Source organism: Agrococcus phoenicis (assembly GCF_047302415.1).
Classification (GTDB): Bacteria; Actinomycetota; Actinomycetes; order Actinomycetales; family Microbacteriaceae; genus Agrococcus.
In genome coordinates this window covers 1,514,570-1,530,795 of sequence record NZ_CP154854.1, presented here as the reverse complement: position 1 = coordinate 1,530,795, position 16,226 = coordinate 1,514,570, and the positions used below count along the sequence as shown (strand labels likewise).

Below are 16,226 nucleotides of genomic sequence, written 5' to 3'. Positions count from 1 at the left end.
GGCCGGCGCCGAGCGGCCTGCCGCGCTGACGCCTGCGCCTAGACTCGCAAGCGTGATCCGCCTCTCCCAGCTCTTCTTCACCACGCTCCGCGAGGACCCGGCCGAGGCCGAGGTCGCGAGCCACCGCCTGCTGCTGCGCGCCGGCTACATCCGCCGCGCCGGGGCCGGTCTGTACTCGTGGCTGCCGCTGGGCCTGCGGGTGCGCCGCAACATCGAGCGCATCGTGCGAGAGGAGATGGAGGCGGCCGGCGCGCAGGAGGTGCTCTTCCCCGGACTGCTGCCGCGCGAGCCGTACGAGCGCTCGGGCCGCTGGACGGAGTACGGCGACGGCATCTTCCGCCTGCAGGATCGCAAGGGCGCCGACCACCTGCTCGCGCCCACGCACGAGGAGGTCTTCACGCTCCTCGTGCAGGATCTCGTCTCGAGCTACAAGTCGCTGCCGCTCACGATCTTCCAGATCCAGGACAAGTACCGGGACGAGGCACGGCCGCGCGCCGGCCTGCTGCGCGCCCGCGAGTTCACGATGAAGGACGCCTACTCCTTCGACGTCTCCGACGAGGGCCTCGCCGCCTCCTACCAGCGCCAGCGCGACGCCTACGAGCGGATCTTCCAGCGGCTGGGCCTCGAGTACGTGATCGTCGCGGCCGACGCCGGCGCGATGGGCGGCTCGAAGTCGGAGGAGTTCCTGCACCCGACACCCGTCGGCGAGGACACCATCGTGCGCTCCGCCGGCGGTTACGCGGCCAACGTCGAGGCCTTCGAGACGGTCGCGCCCGACCCGCTGCCGATCGAGGGTCAGGCGGATGCGGTGGTGCGGGAGACCCCGCGCACCCCCACGATCGAGACCCTCGTGGCCGACGCCAACGTGCGCTTCCCGCGCGAGGACGGCGTCGAGTGGACGGCCGCCGACACCCTGAAGAACGTGGTCCTGCGGCTGACGCACCTCGACGGCAGCCGCGAGCTCGTCGTCGTCGGCATCCCGGGCGACCGCGAGGTCGACGAGAAGCGCGTCGAGGTCGCCTTCCAGCCGGCGGAGGTCACCGCCGCCGACGAGGAGGACTTCGCGGCGAACCCCGGGCTCGTCAAGGGCTACATCGGCCCCTGGTCGGCCGCCGGGCCCGTGCTCGGCGAGGAGTCGAGCACCGGCATCCGCTACCTGCTCGACAAGCGCGTCGCCGACGGCACCGCGTGGATCACCGGCGCGAACGAGGCCGGCAAGCACGTCTTCGGCCTGGTCGCGGGCCGCGACTTCGTCGGTGACGGATGGGTCGAGGCGGCCGATGTGCGCCCCGGCGACCTCGCGCCCGACGGCTCCGGCCCCGTCGTGCTCGAGCGCGGCATGGAGGTCGGTCACGTCTTCCAGCTGGGCCGCAAGTACGCCGAGGCGCTCGGGCTCAAGGTGCTCGACGAGCACGGCAAGCTCGTCACCGTCACCATGGGCTCGTACGGCATCGGCGTCACCCGCAACCTGGCGGCGATCGCCGAGATCGCGCACGACGACAAGGGCCTCGTCTGGCCGCGCGAGGTGGCGCCGTTCGACGTGCACGTCGTCGCCACGGGCCGCGACGAGGCGATCTTCGCCGTGGCGGAGCGCGTGGTCGCCGAGCTCGAGGCACGAGGGCTCGACGTGGTCTTCGACGACCGCCCCAAGGTCTCGCCCGGCGTCAAGTTCGGCGATGCGGAGCTGATCGGCGTGCCGCAGATCGTGGTCGTCGGCCGCGACGCCGTCGAGGGCTCGGTGGAGGTGTGGGATCGCGCGACCGGCGAGCGCGCCAAGGTCGAGATCGCGCAGCTCGAGGCGGCGCTCGGCCGCTGAGCACGACGAATGGCGCCGCTCCTGCTGAGCGGCGCCATTCGTCGTGCGCGGTCAGCGCGCGCGCGTGTCCTGCGCGGGGTCGACGACCTCCCACTGGCCCGTCACCGACTCGGCGTCCTCCCACACCTCGATGCCGCGGACCTCGGGCAGCATGTCGCGGGTGAAGACCGGATCCTTGCCCGCGCGCCGCTGCTCGTCGTAGTTCTTCAGCACCTTGAAGGCGACCTTCGAGAGCAGGCCGATGGCGACGAGGTTGACGATCGCCATCAGGCCCATGAGCAGGTCGGCCGTGTTCCAGATGGTCGCGGTGGCGACCACGGCACCGCCGAGCACCGCTGCGACCGCGAGCACGCGGTAGATCGTCAGCGCGATCGGGTGCTCGGTGATGAACTCGATGTTCGACTCCCCGTAGTAGTAGTTGCCGATGATCGACGAGAACGCGAGCAGGAAGACGATCACCGCGAGCGCGATGCCCGCCCAGGCTCCGAGCTGACCCGTGAGCGCCTCGAGCGTCAGCGCGATGCCGCGGGGGGCGTCGCTGAGGTCGGGGGTTGTCGACAGGATGATGAACGCGGTGATCGAGCAGACCAGGAAGGTGTCGAAGTAGACGCCCAGCGTCTGCACGAGCCCCTGCTTGGCGGGGTGGGTGACGGCGGCGGAGGCGCTCGCGTTCGGCGCCGAGCCGAGGCCGGCCTCGTTCGAGAACATGCCGCGCTTGACGCCCTGCATGATGATGATGCCGATCGCGCCGCCCGCCACCTGCTGGAAGCCGAACGCGCCGGCGAAGATCTCGCCGAACACCCGCGGGACCTCGGTGATGTTCATCCCGACGACGAGCAGCCCGAGCAGCAGGTAGAGCAGCGCCATGGCCGGCACCAGCGCCTGCGTGACCTTCGCGATGCGCCGCACGCCGCCGAAGACCACGAGCGCGGTGAGGATCGCGATGCCGATGCCGATGCCCCACGGCAGCAGCGGGGAGTCGGAGCCGACGGTCGAGGTGATGCTGTCGACGATCGTGTTCGCCTGCAGCGACGAGAAGGCGAAGGGGAAGCACACGATCAGCAGGACGGCGAAGAGGATGCCCATCCAGCGCTGCCCGAGGCCACGCTGGATGTAGTACGCCGGGCCGCCGCGGAACCCGTCCGCGTAGCGGTGCTTGTAGACCTGGGCGAGCGTGGACTCGATGAACGCGGAGGCGCCGCCGACGAAGGCCATGGTCCACATCCAGAAGATGGCACCGGGGCCGCCGACCGCGATCGCCGTCGCGACGCCGGCGATGTTGCCGACGCCCACGCGGCTCGCGGCCGAGATGGTGAAGGCCTGGAAGGAGGAGACCGACTGCGCGCTGCCGTCGCGAGCCTTGGGCGTCTTGTCGCCCAGCACGCGGAACATCGCCGGCAGCAGCCGCAGCTGCACGACGCCGGAGCGGATCGTGAAGTAGAGGCCGAGGAGAGCGAGCACCGGCAGCACGACCCAGGTCCACCAGAAGTCACCGGCGGCGAGGATCAGATCGTTGAGAGCGTCCATGGACGTACACACTAGGCCTATGGACGTGCTCAGCGTGACCTGTGCGGTCGTGGTGGGGAGAGGGGCGGCCTCGCCGGCTGCGTGCGAGACGCGGTAGACTGATCGGTCGGCATTCGTCGCCGCACGGAACGCAGGAACAAGAGGAGCCCACAGGTGAAGATCGAGCTGAGCGTGCTGAAGACCGTCGAGCGCGAGCGGGAGATCTCCCAGGACGACCTCATCCGCATCATCGAGCAGGCGATCCTGCAGGCGCACCTGCGCTCCGGGGAGAAGGCCGATGCCGCCGCGCCGCAGCCGCGGGTGGAGGTCGACCGCCGCACCGGCGAGGTCACGCTCTACGAGCCCGAGCTCGACGAGGACGGCAACCGCATCGGCGAATCGGTCGCGACGACCGACGACTTCGGCCGCATCGCCGCCTCCGCCGCGAAGCAGGTCATCTTCCAGGCGCTGCGCGAGAAGAGCGACGAGACGGTCCTCGGCGCCTACAAGGATCGCGAGGGCGACATCATCGCCGGCGTCGTGCAGCAGGGGACGAACCCGCGCATGGTGCAGGTCAAGCTCGGCGACGACATGGAGGCGATGATGCCGCCGGAGGAGCAAGTGCCGGGCGAGGCCTACACGCACGGCAAGCGCCTCCGCGTGTACATCACGAAGGTCGAGCGAGGCCAGCGCGGACCGCAGGTGACCGTCAGCCGCACCCACCCGTCGCTCGTGCGCCGCCTGTTCGCGCTCGAGGTGCCGGAGATCGCCTCCGGTGCCGTCGAGATCGTCGCCATCGCCCGCGAGGCGGGTCACCGCTCGAAGATCGCCGTGCGCGCGACGCAGCCGGGCATCAACGCGAAAGGCGCGTGCATCGGCGAGCTGGGTGCGCGCGTGCGCGCGGTCCAGGCAGAGCTGGGGGAGGAGAAGATCGACATCGTCGACTTCTCGGAGGACCTGCCGGCCTTCGTCTCGAGCGCCCTGAGCCCGGCGCGGGTGTCGGACGCCTTCATGCTCGACGAGAAGACGAAGGCGGTCAGGGCGCTCGTCCCCGACTTCCAGCTGTCGCTCGCGATCGGCCGCGAGGGTCAGAACGCGCGGCTGGCGGCGAAGCTCACCGGGGCCAAGATCGACATCCAGCCCGACTCGGTCATGGAGGACTGAGCATCCCGGGCGTGTCGCCTGGTATCGTGGAGACCATCCGAACGTGTCTTGGCTGCCGCGCGCGCACCGAACCCGCACATCTCGTGCGGATCGTGGCCCGCGACGGCGAGGCGGTGGTCGATCTCGATCGACGACTTCCGGGCCGAGGCGCGTGGGTGCATCCGACGCAGCAGTGCGCGGAACGTGCGCTCCGCGCCATTCCGCGAGCGCTGCGCCAGCACCGCCTGGATACGACGCCCATCGCACGATGGGCACAGGACGGGCTCGACCCGAGCCCCGACCGAAGGAATGAACGGCACATGGACAACTGATGAGCAGCTCGAAATGAGACCCGTCAGCAATTAGTCCGCCCTGTCCTGGGCGGACCAGGACAGGAGAGAAGTGGCAAACCCACGCGTTCACGAGATCGCCGCCGAAGTCGGCGTCGAGAGCAAGGTCGCTCTGGCCAAGCTCAAGGAGATGGGCGAGTTCGTCAAGGGACCGGCCTCGGCGGTCGCGCCCCCGGTCGCTCGCAAGCTCAAGGCTGCCCTCGCGGCAGAGGGCGGCGCCGCCGGCACGCAGGAGGCCGCAGCGGCCCCCGCGAAGCCCGCAGGCAAGACCGCCGCGCCGCGCAAGCCCGCGGCCGCACCGAAGGCCGACGCCGCAGCGGCGCCGACCCCCGGCGACCAGGCTCCGGCGGCAGCGGCTCCGGCCACGCCGGCAGCACCCGCAGCCGCACCCGCATCGCAGGCCCCGGCCGCACCCGCAGCCGAGCGGTCGCTGGCTGACGCCGCACCCGCGGCGGAGCAGGCTCCGGCCGCGGACGCCCCGGCTGCGCCCGCGCATGCCGAGGGCTCGAAGCCCGGCGACGCATCCGCGACGCCCGGCAACGCCATCCCGCGCCCGATGGCGCGCCCCGGCGCGCCCCGGCCAGGCAACAACCCCTTCGCCTCCAGCCAGGGGATGGGCCGGCCGCGCGGCGGCAACAACCCGTTCACCAGCAAGCAGGGCGGCGCTCCGCGTCCGGCTGCTCCTCGCCCCGGCGCACCGCGTCCGGGTGCTCCGCGCCCCGGCGCGCCCCGCCCGGGTGCTCCCCGCGGCGGCGGCGCAGGTCGTCCCGGCGCCGGCGGTGCCGGTGGCTTCCAGCGTCCCGGTCAGGGCGCGCCCAGCCGTGGCGCTCCCGGTCGCGGCGGTCCCGCCTTCGCGGGTCGCGGCGGCGGTCGCGGTCGCGGCGGCACTGCCGGAGCGTTCGGCAAGGGCGGCGCCAAGGGCAAGTCCCGCAAGTCGAAGCGCACGAAGCGGCTCGAGTTCGAGATGCGCGAGGCGCCGTCGATCGGCGGCGTCAAGGTCCGTCGCGGCGACGGCACGACCGTCGTGCGCATGCGCCGCGGCGCATCCATCGCCGACTTCGCGGAGAAGATCGACGCGAGCCCGGGCGATCTCGTGACCGTGCTGTTCCACCTCGGTGAGATGGCGACGGCGACGGAGTCGCTCGACGAGGCGACCTTCGAGCTGCTGGGTGCAGAGCTCGGCTACCGCATCCAGATCGTCAGCCCGGAGGACGAGGACAAGGAGCTCCTCGAGGGCTTCGGGCTCGACCTCGCGCAGGAGCTCGAGGACGAGACCGACGAGGACCTCGAGTTCCGCTCGCCGGTCGTCACGGTCATGGGTCACGTCGACCACGGAAAGACGCGACTGCTCGACGCGATCCGCGGCGCCAACGTCATCGACGGCGAGGCCGGCGGCATCACGCAGCACATCGGCGCCTACCAGGTGTGGCAGGAGCACGAGGGCTACGACCGCGCGATCACCTTCATCGACACCCCGGGTCACGAGGCGTTCACCGCCATGCGTGCACGTGGTGCGCAGGTGACCGACATCGCGATCCTGGTGGTCGCCGCCGACGACGGCATCATGCCGCAGACGGTGGAGGCGCTGAACCACGCGCAGGCCGCAGGCGTGCCGATCGTGGTCGCGGTGAACAAGGTCGACAAGGCCGACGCCAACCCGGCGAAGGTGCGTCAGCAGCTGACCGAGTACGGCCTCGTCACCGAGGAGTACGGCGGCGACACGATGTTCGTCGACGTCTCGGCGCTGGCTCGCACCGGTATCGAGGACCTGCTGGAGGCCGTGCTCCTCACGGCTGACGCGGGTCTCGACCTGCGCGCCAACCCCAACAAGGAGGCGCGCGGCGTCGCGATCGAGGCGAAGCTCGACAAGGGCCGCGGCTCGGTGGCGACCGTGCTCATCCAGTCGGGGACGCTGCGCGTCGGCGACGCGATCGTCGCGGGCACGGCCTACGGCCGCGTGCGTGCGATGGTCGACGACCGCGGCGAGCTGGTCGAGGAGGCCGGCCCGTCGATGCCCGTCCAGGTGCAGGGCCTCTCGAGCGTCCCGCGCGCCGGTGACACCTTCATCTCGACCGATGAGGATCGCACCGCTCGCCAGATCGCTGAGAAGCGCGAGGCCGTGGAGCGCAACGCGCAGCTGGCGAAGGCTCGCAAGCGCCTCTCGCTGGAGGACTGGAAGACCGCGCTCGAGCAGGGCAAGGTCGAGACGCTCAACCTCATCATCAAGGGTGACGTCTCGGGTGCCGTCGAGGCGCTCGAGGAGTCGCTGCTGAAGATCGAGATCGACGACAGCGTGGACCTGCGGATCATCCACCGCGGTGTCGGCGCGGTCACCGAGTCCGACGTGAACCTCGCGACGGTCGACGACGCCGTGATCATCGGCTTCAACGTGCGGCCCGACCCGAAGGCCCGCGAGCGCGCTGCGCGCGAGGGCGTCGACGTGCGGTTCTACAACGTGATCTACGGTGCGATCGACGACATCGAGAACTCGCTGAAGGGCATGCTCAAGCCGGAGTACGAAGAGGTCCAGTCGGGCGTCGCCGAGATCCGCGAGGTGTTCCGCTCCTCGAAGTTCGGCAACATCGCCGGCTCGATCGTGCGCTCCGGCACGATCACCCGCAATGCCAAGGCGCGCATCATCCGCGACGGCATCGTGCTGGCCGATGGCCTCGCCATCGAGTCGCTGCGACGCTTCAAGGACGACGTGACCGAGGTCCGCACCGACTACGAGTGCGGCATCGGGCTCGGCAAGTTCAACGATCTGCAGATCGGTGACGAGATCGAGACCATCGAGATGGTGGAGAAGCCGCGCGTCTGATCGCGCACACGGGCATGGGGCGGCTGCGGTCGCCCCATGCCCGTCTTGAGACGAAGGAGGAACGCATGGGCGAGAACCCCAGGGCGAGGAAGATCGCCGACCGCATCCGCGAGATCACGGTCAACGCGCTCGAGCGCGAGGTCAAGGATCCGCGACTCGGCTTCGTGACGATCACGGATGTGCGGGTGACGGGCGACCTGCAGCACGCGTCGGTGTTCTACACGGTCTACGGCTCCGACGAGGAGCGCGAGGACACGGCGAAGGCGCTCACCAGCGCCACGGGCGTCGTGCGCCGCGAGATCGGCAAGGGCCTGTCGCTGCGGCTGACGCCGTCGATCGAGTTCATCCTGGACGCGCTGCCGGAGAACGCGTCGACGATCGAGCACCTGCTCGACGAGGCGCGCGTGCGTGACCTCGAGACGCAGCGTGCGCACGAGCGCGCGCAGTACGCCGGTGACGCCGATCCGTACCGCAAGCCGCGCGACCTCGACGAGGACCAGCAGGACTGATGCGCGCGGCGGCCGCCGGCGTCATCGTGCTCTCGATGGCGCTCGGCGGCTGCGCCGCGCACGACGACGGCACGATCCAGCTGTCGCAGGACGACGCTCCGCTCCGGCCGGGATCTCCTGATCTCAGAGGCGCACGCCTGGCCTGAGCCGCTCTGGCGAGTCGACGATGCGCTCGTGCATGCGCTCACGCTGGGTGCTCGGCCTCCCCAGCGACGACGCCGCGCTCTGCGCCACCGGCTGAGCGCTCTGCCGGCGAGGGGCGAAGTGCTGAGCCGCCTGCGGCGGGCACGGGCCGGTCAGGACTGCGCGAAGCGGAGACGCCGCGACGCGAGATCCGCCTCCACCAGCCGGACGGTGATGCGCTCGCCCGGCTGCGCGTCCGTCGCGCACGATGCCTCGGTCGGCGGGTCGATCAGCTGGATCGTCGCGCCGTCCTTCCGGGCATCGACCACGACGGCGTCGAACGCGTCGCCGACCCGATCGCGCAGCACCGCGATCTCCACGACATCGATCGACTCGCGCTCCAGCGTGCCGGCGACCTGGCCGGAGCTCCGCATGATCTCCGGCAGCCCCTCGAGGCCATCGCTCGCCCACTGCGGGATCTGCCGCCCGTTGGCGATCGCCTCGCAGTGCGCGAGCACGTACCGGTCGACCAGTCGGCGCAGCGGCGCCGTCGTGTGCGCATACGGTGCGCCGATCGCCGCCTGCTCGAGCTGCGAGGCGTCGGAGCCGTCGCCCAGCACCTCGTAGGAGGCGCCGCGGAAGAGCCGCCGGGCGGCCTGCAGGATCGCGAGCGTCGTCGGCTGCGCCCGGTCGAGGCGCCGGAGGAACGCCCCGTAGTGCTCGCCCTCCGCCCACACCTCGCCGATCGCCTCCACCTCGCGGCGGAAGTCGGCGACGTCGCCCGCCGGCGGCTGCGGCATCGTGCGCAGGATCCCGCGCTTCGCCCGCAGCATCATGGTCGCCGCCTCCATGCCCGTCATGAGCGAGATCTGCGCGTTCCAGCGCTCCACGGGCAGCAGCACGCGGCGCTCGATGACGTAGCGCTCGCCCTCGTGCGCGATCTCCTCCTCTGGCATGTCGAGGCTCGCGCCCTCGCGCGCCTCCTCGAGCGCGATGCGCAGCTCGCCGACCGCTCTGAGCAGGCCCAGCATCGCGTCGCCGCCGTCGATGCGCTCCTGTGCCTCGACGTAGGTCAGCTGCTCCCGCGACCGCACCCGCGCGCGCTCGAGCGCGGTGTCGACGACGTCGCCGCGTGCATCCAGTCGCATCGTCCAGACATATGCTCCGCGCTCCTGCCCCTCGAGCAGGCTCGCAGCGCCCTCGCTGACGACAGGCGGGTGCAGCGGCACGCGGCCGTCGGGGGCATACATCGTCTGCCCTCGCCGCCGCGCCTCGGTGTCGATCGCGCCGCCCGGCTCGACGAAGGCGGGCACGTCGGCGATGGCGTAGCGCACGACGAAGCCCTCGCCCTCGCGCTCGATGTGGAGCGCCTGGTCGAGGTCGGTCGAGCCGTCGGGGTCGATCGTCACGAACTCGACGCCGGTCTGGTCGGCGTCGGGCAGCGCCGGGGCGGCCGCGAACGCCTCGGCCTCGGCGATCGCCTCCGGCGGGAAGGCCTCGTCGAGCCCCAGATCGGCTCGGATCGCCGCGAGCGCCGCGGCCAGCTCGTCGGTCGTGTCGGTCAGTCGCTGGTGTCGCGCAGGCATGCCCACAACCTAACCCCCGCTCCCTCGCAACCGGCCAGCGGCCCTGGCGATGCGGGCCGTCGCGTGCGACGAGCGATCGCGCTCGAGCCGTCAGTCGGGGAGCCGGATGGCGCCGGCGTCGCGCACGATCAGGCCGTCGGCGGCCAGCGAGGCGATGGCGCGCTCGCGCTGCTCGGCGTCCGGCCAGAGCGGCGCGAGCTCGGCCTCGTCGAGCGGCACGTCGACGCCGCGCAGCGCCCGCAGCAGCGTGCCGCGCGCCTGCCGGTCGCTGCCGGCGAAGGTCGACTGCCGGGGTGCTCGCCTGCCCTCGAACGGCGGGTAGCCTGCCGCCCGCCACGCGCACGCATCGGCGATCGGGCACGCCTCGCACCTCGGCGCGCGCGCCGTGCAGACGAGCGCACCGAGCTCCATCAGCGCGATCGAGACCACGGATGCGTCAGCCGGCGCCGCGGGCAGCAGGGCGTCGACGTCGGCCAGGTCCTGTCGCTTCGCCGGGCCCGCCTCGCCCTGCCCGTGCACGGCGCGGGCGACGACTCGGCGAACGTTCGTGTCCACCACCGGATGGCGGTCGCCGAAGTGGAAGACCGCGACGGCCCGCGCCGTGTAGTCGCCGATGCCCGGCAGCGCGAGCAGCGCCTCCACGTCCCTCGGCACCTCGCCGCCGTGCCGCTCCACGATCGCGCGCGCGGTGTCCTGCAGCCGCAGGGCTCGGCGGGGGTAGCCGAGCGTTCCCCACTGGCGCAGCACCTCGTGGGTCGGAGCGTCCGCGAGCGCTGCGGGCGTCGGCCAGCGGTCGAGCCAGCGGTCGATCTCGACGGCGACGCGCGCGGCCTGCGTCTGCTGCAGCATGATCTCGCTCACGAGCGTGCCCCACGCGTCGAAGTCGGGGCGACGCCAGGGGAGGTCGCGGGCGCTCGCGCCGTACCAGGCGGCGAGCGCGACCAGCGACTGTCCACCGAGCATCCAGCCAGGGTATCCGTCCGACGGATACCGTCGTCGGGTGACCGATGCGCAGCACTGGCCCCAGCCCGCCCAGCCCGCCCAGCCGGGCCAGCCGGCCCAGCCGGTGCCACCCCCGCTCGGGCAGGTGCAGCCCGATCCTCCTGCGGTGCCGGAGCAGCCGTGGCAGCAGGCGCAGCAGCCGTGGCCGGCGCACCCGGCGCCCGCGCCGCATCCGCACCTCGAGGTCGACCGCGCCGCCGCTGCCACCGCCGCGCGCGGGCGCAGCCTCGCGCCGGATCTCGCGCGCGGCCTCATGCTGCTGCTCATCGCGCTCGCGAACGTGCCGTGGTGGCTCTTCGGCGCCGAGCACGGGCTGACCAACGCGCACGGCGTGGGGCATGAGGGCGCCGACCTCGGGTACCAGCTCTTCTCGCTCGTCGCGATCGACGGCCGCGCCTACCCGCTGTTCGCCTTCCTGTTCGGCTACGGCATCTGGCAGCTCTACAGCCGGCAGTCCGCCGCCGGCACGCCGTGGCGCACGGCCCGCAGGCTCCTGCAGCTCCGCCACCTCTGGATGCTCGCCTTCGGCGCCGTGCACGCGCTGCTGCTCTGGTTCGGCGACATCGTCGGCGCCTACGGGCTCACGGGGCTCATCGTCGCGTGGCTGCTGCTTCGGCGCTCCGACCGCGCGCTGAAGATCGTCGCCTGGGTGCTCGCGAGCCTGCTGCTGCTCTCCGGCGCCCTCATGCTCGTGGGCGCAGCCGTCCTCAGCAGCAGCGGCATCGCCGACTCCCTCCCCGATCTCGGGGGCTTCACGGTGTCGCCGGCGGGGGAGTCGAACTACCTGCTCTTCATGCTCGCGAGCTTCGGGGCATGGCTGCTCGCGACGCCCGGCCAGGTGATCGCGCTCACGGTGCCGCTCGCCGCGGTGCTCGGCATCCTGGCCGCCCGGCGCGGGCTGCTCGATCGGCCCGAGGAGCACCGCGCGACGCTCGCGCGCATCGCCGTCGGCGGCATCCTTATCGGCTGGACCGGCGGCGCGCTCGCTGCGCTGCAGTTCGCGGGCGCGCTGTTCGCACCGTCGATCGCGTGGGGCACGATGGGCATCTCCTCCCTGGCGGGCGTCGCGGGCGGCATCGGCTACGCCGCGCTGTTCGGGCTCATCGCCGCGGCGATCAGCCGCCGCAGCGCGCGGGGCGATGTCCAGCACGCGCACGACGGGCGTCTCGAGGGTCAGCAGGTCGAGGGTCAGCAGGTCGACGGCCAGCAGCGCGCGACGCAGCGCCACGGCATCGTCACGCGCACCATCACCGCGGTCGGCAAGCGCTCGCTCTCCAGCTACCTGCTGCAGTCGGTGCTGTTCGCGCCCATCCTCGCCGCCTGGGGCCTCGGCCTCGGCGAGACGATCTCGCCGCTGGGCGCCGCAGGCCTCGCTGTCGGGGTCTGGCTCGTCACCGCCATCGTCGCCGTCGTCCTCGACCTGCAGGGCAAGCGCGGGCCGGCCGAGGCGCTGCTGCGCCGCCTCGCCTACGGCAAGCGCCAGGTGGCGGCCCCGACTCCCGTGGTCTGAGGCGTGGCCCGTCGACGCATCCCCCTGCAGTGCGCGGCACGGCGAGAGGCGTCACCGGTCGACGCGTCGCACCGCCGCGCGCCGTAGGCTGACGGCATGGTCGACAGCGCTCTCCTCATGCGGGCCGCGTCCTGGACGCCGGAGCAGAAGGAGCTCTACACCCGCCTGACGGAGCTGATGCTGCGCAGGACGCCGCGCGGTCGCCGCCTGATCGCGGTCGACGGTCGAGACGCCGCGGGCAAGACGCACTTCGCGGATGCGCTGCAGGTCGCGTTCGCCCGCGCAGGGGTCGAGGCGTTTCGGGCGAGCACCGACGACTTCCACCGGCCGCAGGCCTTCCGCTACCGCCAGGGCAGGCACTCGCCCAAGGGGTACTACGAGGATGCCTTCGACATCGAGCTGCTCGATCGGGTGCTGCTGCAGCCCTTCCGCATGGGCGGTTCGACGGGCTTCATGACGCGCGCCTTCGACCTGCACCGCGACGCCTCGGTCGAGATGGAGTGGCAGACGACCGGCCCGGATGCGGTGCTGATCGTCGACGGCGTGTTCCTGCAGCGCCCGGCGCTGGCGGGCAAGTGGCATGCGGTCGTCTTCCTCGAGGCCGACGACCGCACCCGAGGTGAGCGGATGCGCGCGCGGGATGGCGCGCACCCGGACGTGCAGCACCCCTCGCACGCGCGCTACCGCGAGGCGCATGACCTCTACGAGCGCGCGCACACCCCTCGCGCGAACGCGACCTTCGTGGTCGACACCAGCGACTGGCGGAAGCCCTTCCAGGCGTTCGCCGACTCCTGCTGACCGCGCCCCTCGCCCCGCCCCAGCCACGCCCCCCGTGCCTGAGTGGCGCCTCCCGCCCTTGAGTGGCGGCTCCCGTGCCTGAGTGGCGCCTCCCGTGCCTGAGTGGCGGCTCCCGCCATCGTGCGGTGACGTCGAGCACCCAGGGCGTGGTGGGCGTCTGGGAGCCGCACACCCCCGGCGGTGGGGCGGATCCACCATACGCGCACCGGATGCGCTCGCCGGCCTCCGAGTGCGGCGCTCGCCACTGCATGCGCCTGCGCCGCCCCATCGTCGCGGTGCGCGGGATGCGCGGGCGCTCCGCTGGAGCCGCGAGCACACCCATGGACGCGCAGCGCGGCCAGCGTGCGCCTACGCCAGCTTCCGCACCACCGACGGGGCCAGGAACGCGCCGCTGCGCTCCACCTCGTGCACGAGCTCGACGAGCGCTGCGTTGATCGGCGCCGGGCGTCCGAGCCGCGCGGCCTCTGCGACGACGGCTCCGTTGATCGCGTCGACCTCCGTCGGCTGCCCGCGCCGGATGGACTGCTGCGTGGATCCCATGTTGGGCACGTCGCCGAGCCGTTCCCGGATGCGCAGGGGCACCTGCTGCGCGATGCGTCGCGGCGCGAAGGCCACCACGCGCACGAGCAGTGGCGTGAGCCCCTGCAGCGGCTGGAACCGCACGCCGGCGGCGAGCCCCGTGCGGGCGGTCTCGCGCATCGACGCCAGCAGCACGCGCCGCAGCCCGGGGTCGCCGATCACGTCCTGCACCGAGTGCCCGATGATCGCGGGGATCGCGTTGACCATGTTGATCAGCAGCTTGGTCCACTGAGCTCCCTCGATCGAGGGCGTCTCGCTGGTGGGCAGCGCGTCACGGAGCAGCGCCGCGAAGCGGGCTCCCTCAGCGCCGCCGACGATCGTGTCTCCTGTCGCCGTCACCGTCACGATGCCTGGCTCGAGCGAGTTGGCGGCCATCAGCGAGAGGCCCCCCGCGACGCGCTCGTGACCGAGCAGGCGCGCAGCGGCGCGCTCGCCGCCGAGCCCGTTCTGCACGACGAGCAGGGGGATGCCCTCGAGCGCGTTGCGGTTGGCCTCGAGCGCCGCGACAGCACCGGTCGCCTTCACTGCGAGGATCGCCACGTCGGGCGGTTCCGCGAGCGCCTCGAGCGCCGTCACGGCAGCGGTGTGCGCGCCGAACCCGCCCTTGATGCGCAGCCCTCGATCGCGGATCGCAGCGAGGTTGTCGCCCCGTGCGGTGACGGTCACGTCGTGCCCCGCCGCGTCCAGTCGTGCCGCGATCGTGCCGCCGATCGCGCCCGCCCCGATCACGGCGATGCGCTGCCGCGGGTGGTGTCGGCCGTCGTCGATCGCCATGCTGAGCAGGCTATACGCGACGAGCGGAGCGGGTGTCAGTGGGCTGACCTATGCTGCCGCCAGACTCGTGCGACGGCGCGCGAGGGAGAGGTCGACGATGGACGACGCACCCCGACTCACGGCCAAGCGGTTCCACGAGATGCCCGGCGTCGAGGATTGGCGCGTGCTCTTCTGGGGCGCGCACGCGCACTTCGCCTGCGAGTCCTTCGCGCACGCGGTCGAGCTGGTATCCGCCATCGGTGCTGTCGCCACGGCGGTGGGGCACGCGCCCGACGTCGACCTGCGCCCGCTCGGGGTGACGATCCGCACCGCGACCCGGCGCGATGGCGGCCTGACCCTACAGGACGCTCGGCTCGCCCAGGGCATCTCCGAGGCAGCGCGGCGGCTCGGCTGCAGGCCCGATCCGTCGACGCTCATGGTGACCGGCATCGCGGTCGCCCAGGACCGCGGCGCCGACGTGCGCCCGTTCTGGGCGGCGGTCATGGGCTACGAGCCGCTCGGCGAGGAGGACGCGATCGACCCGCAGCGGCGCAACCCGCACGTCTGGCTGCACGAGCTCGACCCGCCCAAGCCCGGTCGCGGCCGCACGCACATCGACATCTCGGTGCCCGCCGACCACGCCGAAGCGCGTGTCGCGGCCGCGGTCGCCGCCGGAGGCCGCGTCGTGCGCCACGAGGCCGGCCGGTGGTGGACCCTCGCGTCGCCCGAGAACCACGGCGTCGACATCGCGTCGTGGCCCGACATCGAGGACTTCGAGGAGGATCCCGGCGGCGGCCCCGCCGAGGAGCGCCCGGCGACGAGCGGCTAAGGTCGACGGGTGCCTGCAGCCCCCACGAACCCCGACGGCATCCTGCTCGTCGACAAGCCGCGCGGCATCACCAGCCACACCGCCGTCAGCCGTGCTCGCCGGGCGCTCGGCACCCGCAAGGTCGGGCACGCGGGCACGCTCGACCCGATGGCGACCGGCCTGCTGATCCTCGGCATCGGCCCCTCGACGCGGCTGCTCACCCACATGGTCGGGCTCGACAAGACCTACACGGCGACCATCGCGCTCGGCGCCGCGACCACGACCGACGACGCCGAGGGCGAAGAGACCAGCAGGGCGGATGCGTCGCACCTGTCGGGCGACGAGCTGGCGGTGCCGATGGCGTCGCTGACGGGCGACATCGAGCAGGTGCCCTCCTCGGTGAGCGCCATCAAGGTCGACGGACAGCGGGCCTACGCGCGGGTGCGAGCGGGGGAGCAGGTGGAGCTCCAGCCTCGTCCCGTCACCGTCGCGCGCTTCGACGCGCTCGCGTTCCGGCCGGGGGAGCTGGCAGAGGTCGACGTGATCGTCGACTGCTCGAGCGGCACCTACATCCGCGCCCTCGCGCGCGACCTGGGGGAGGCGCTCGGCGTCGGCGGTCACCTGCGGGCACTGCGGCGCACCCGCATCGGGCCCTTCGGGGTGGACGGCGCCCCGCTCGCGGACGCGCTGCCCGAATCGGGCGCCGAGGGCCTGCTCCTGCCTCCCGCCGAGGCGGCCGGGCGCATCCTGCCCGTCGCGCACCTGGACGACGAGCGCGCAGCCGACCTCGCGAACGGTCGGAGGACCGCATCGGTCGACGGCGAGCAGGGCATCCTCGCCGCCGTGCACGGTCAGCGGCTGATCGGCATCGCCCGCGTCTCCGGCAACCGGCTGCTGCCGGTCACCAACTTCCCCACGGCTTGAG

General features: G+C 72.5%; 14 protein-coding genes. 10 read left to right on the top strand and 4 right to left on the bottom strand.

Annotation, left to right across the window (positions count from 1 at the left end):
* The first annotated feature begins 52 nt into the window (after positions 1–52).
* Complete coding sequence (locus AA0Z99_RS07380; RefSeq protein WP_413316408.1) at positions 53–1,816, top strand: proline--tRNA ligase; 1,764 nt, start codon at positions 53–55, stop codon at positions 1,814–1,816.
* Positions 1,817–1,867: 51 nt separating this feature from the next.
* Here AA0Z99_RS07380 and AA0Z99_RS07375 read toward each other — a convergent pair whose 3' ends face one another.
* Entirely contained in the window at positions 1,868–3,343 is a 1,476-nt protein-coding gene (locus tag AA0Z99_RS07375; RefSeq protein WP_413316406.1) for an alanine/glycine:cation symporter family protein, read from the bottom strand.
* A gap of 153 nt (positions 3,344–3,496) precedes the next feature.
* On the opposite strand from AA0Z99_RS07375, the gene nusA reads away from it, so the two are divergent.
* The 5 genes from nusA to AA0Z99_RS07350 all read left to right on the top strand — a co-directional run bounded on the left by nusA (position 3,497) and on the right by AA0Z99_RS07350 (position 8,288).
* On the top strand, positions 3,497–4,486 hold the full coding sequence (nusA, locus tag AA0Z99_RS07370; RefSeq protein WP_413316404.1) for a transcription termination factor NusA: 990 nt from the start codon (positions 3,497–3,499) through the stop codon (positions 4,484–4,486).
* A gap of 26 nt (positions 4,487–4,512) precedes the next feature.
* Positions 4,513–4,797 carry a YlxR family protein gene (locus AA0Z99_RS07365; protein ID WP_413316402.1) on the top strand — a complete coding sequence of 95 codons (285 nt, stop codon included), beginning with the start codon at positions 4,513–4,515 and terminating at the stop codon, positions 4,795–4,797.
* 70 nt (positions 4,798–4,867) lie between these two features.
* Positions 4,868–7,633 carry a translation initiation factor IF-2 gene (gene infB, locus AA0Z99_RS07360; RefSeq protein ID WP_413316400.1) on the top strand — a complete coding sequence of 922 codons (2,766 nt, stop codon included), beginning with the start codon at positions 4,868–4,870 and terminating at the stop codon, positions 7,631–7,633.
* Positions 7,634–7,698: 65 nt separating this feature from the next.
* A complete protein-coding gene (rbfA, locus tag AA0Z99_RS07355; RefSeq protein ID WP_413316398.1) occupies positions 7,699–8,142 on the top strand; it encodes a 30S ribosome-binding factor RbfA in 444 nt (147 codons plus the stop codon).
* Positions 8,142–8,288 carry a hypothetical protein gene (locus AA0Z99_RS07350; RefSeq protein ID WP_413316396.1) on the top strand — a complete coding sequence of 49 codons (147 nt, stop codon included), beginning with the start codon at positions 8,142–8,144 and terminating at the stop codon, positions 8,286–8,288. The genes rbfA and AA0Z99_RS07350 overlap by 1 nt, the downstream gene beginning before the upstream one ends.
* A 150-nt stretch (positions 8,289–8,438) precedes the next feature.
* Here the strand turns inward: AA0Z99_RS07350 and AA0Z99_RS07345 are convergent, their stop codons facing one another.
* Together AA0Z99_RS07345 and AA0Z99_RS07340 are read right to left on the bottom strand one after the other, a co-directional pair.
* Positions 8,439–9,851: an RNB domain-containing ribonuclease gene (locus AA0Z99_RS07345; protein WP_413316394.1), complete on the bottom strand. Its 1,413-nt coding sequence runs from the start codon at positions 9,849–9,851 to the stop codon at positions 8,439–8,441.
* 90 nt (positions 9,852–9,941) lie between these two features.
* Entirely contained in the window at positions 9,942–10,814 is an 873-nt protein-coding gene (locus AA0Z99_RS07340; protein ID WP_413316392.1) for an A/G-specific adenine glycosylase, read from the bottom strand.
* A gap of 37 nt (positions 10,815–10,851) precedes the next feature.
* Here AA0Z99_RS07340 and AA0Z99_RS07335 point away from each other — a divergent pair, with 37 nt between their 5' ends.
* A complete protein-coding gene (locus AA0Z99_RS07335; protein WP_413316390.1) occupies positions 10,852–12,363 on the top strand; it encodes a DUF418 domain-containing protein in 1,512 nt (503 codons plus the stop codon).
* Positions 12,364–12,459: 96 nt separating this feature from the next.
* The gene (locus tag AA0Z99_RS07330; RefSeq protein ID WP_413316389.1) at positions 12,460–13,161 is read left to right on the top strand and encodes a uridine kinase; all 702 of its coding nucleotides are present in this window, start codon (positions 12,460–12,462) and stop codon (positions 13,159–13,161) included.
* Between the two features lie 348 nt (positions 13,162–13,509).
* Here AA0Z99_RS07330 and AA0Z99_RS07325 read toward each other — a convergent pair whose 3' ends face one another.
* Positions 13,510–14,514 (bottom strand): ketopantoate reductase family protein, encoded by a 1,005-nt coding sequence (locus AA0Z99_RS07325; RefSeq protein ID WP_413316387.1) that lies wholly within the window; start codon positions 14,512–14,514, stop codon positions 13,510–13,512.
* A gap of 97 nt (positions 14,515–14,611) precedes the next feature.
* Between AA0Z99_RS07325 and AA0Z99_RS07320 the strand changes: the two genes are divergently transcribed.
* On the top strand, positions 14,612–15,322 hold the full coding sequence (locus AA0Z99_RS07320; RefSeq protein ID WP_413316385.1) for a 4a-hydroxytetrahydrobiopterin dehydratase: 711 nt from the start codon (positions 14,612–14,614) through the stop codon (positions 15,320–15,322).
* A gap of 9 nt (positions 15,323–15,331) precedes the next feature.
* Positions 15,332–16,225, top strand: coding sequence for a tRNA pseudouridine(55) synthase TruB (truB, locus tag AA0Z99_RS07315; protein ID WP_413316383.1), 894 nt, complete (start codon positions 15,332–15,334; stop codon positions 16,223–16,225).
* Position 16,226: the final 1 nt, after the last annotated feature.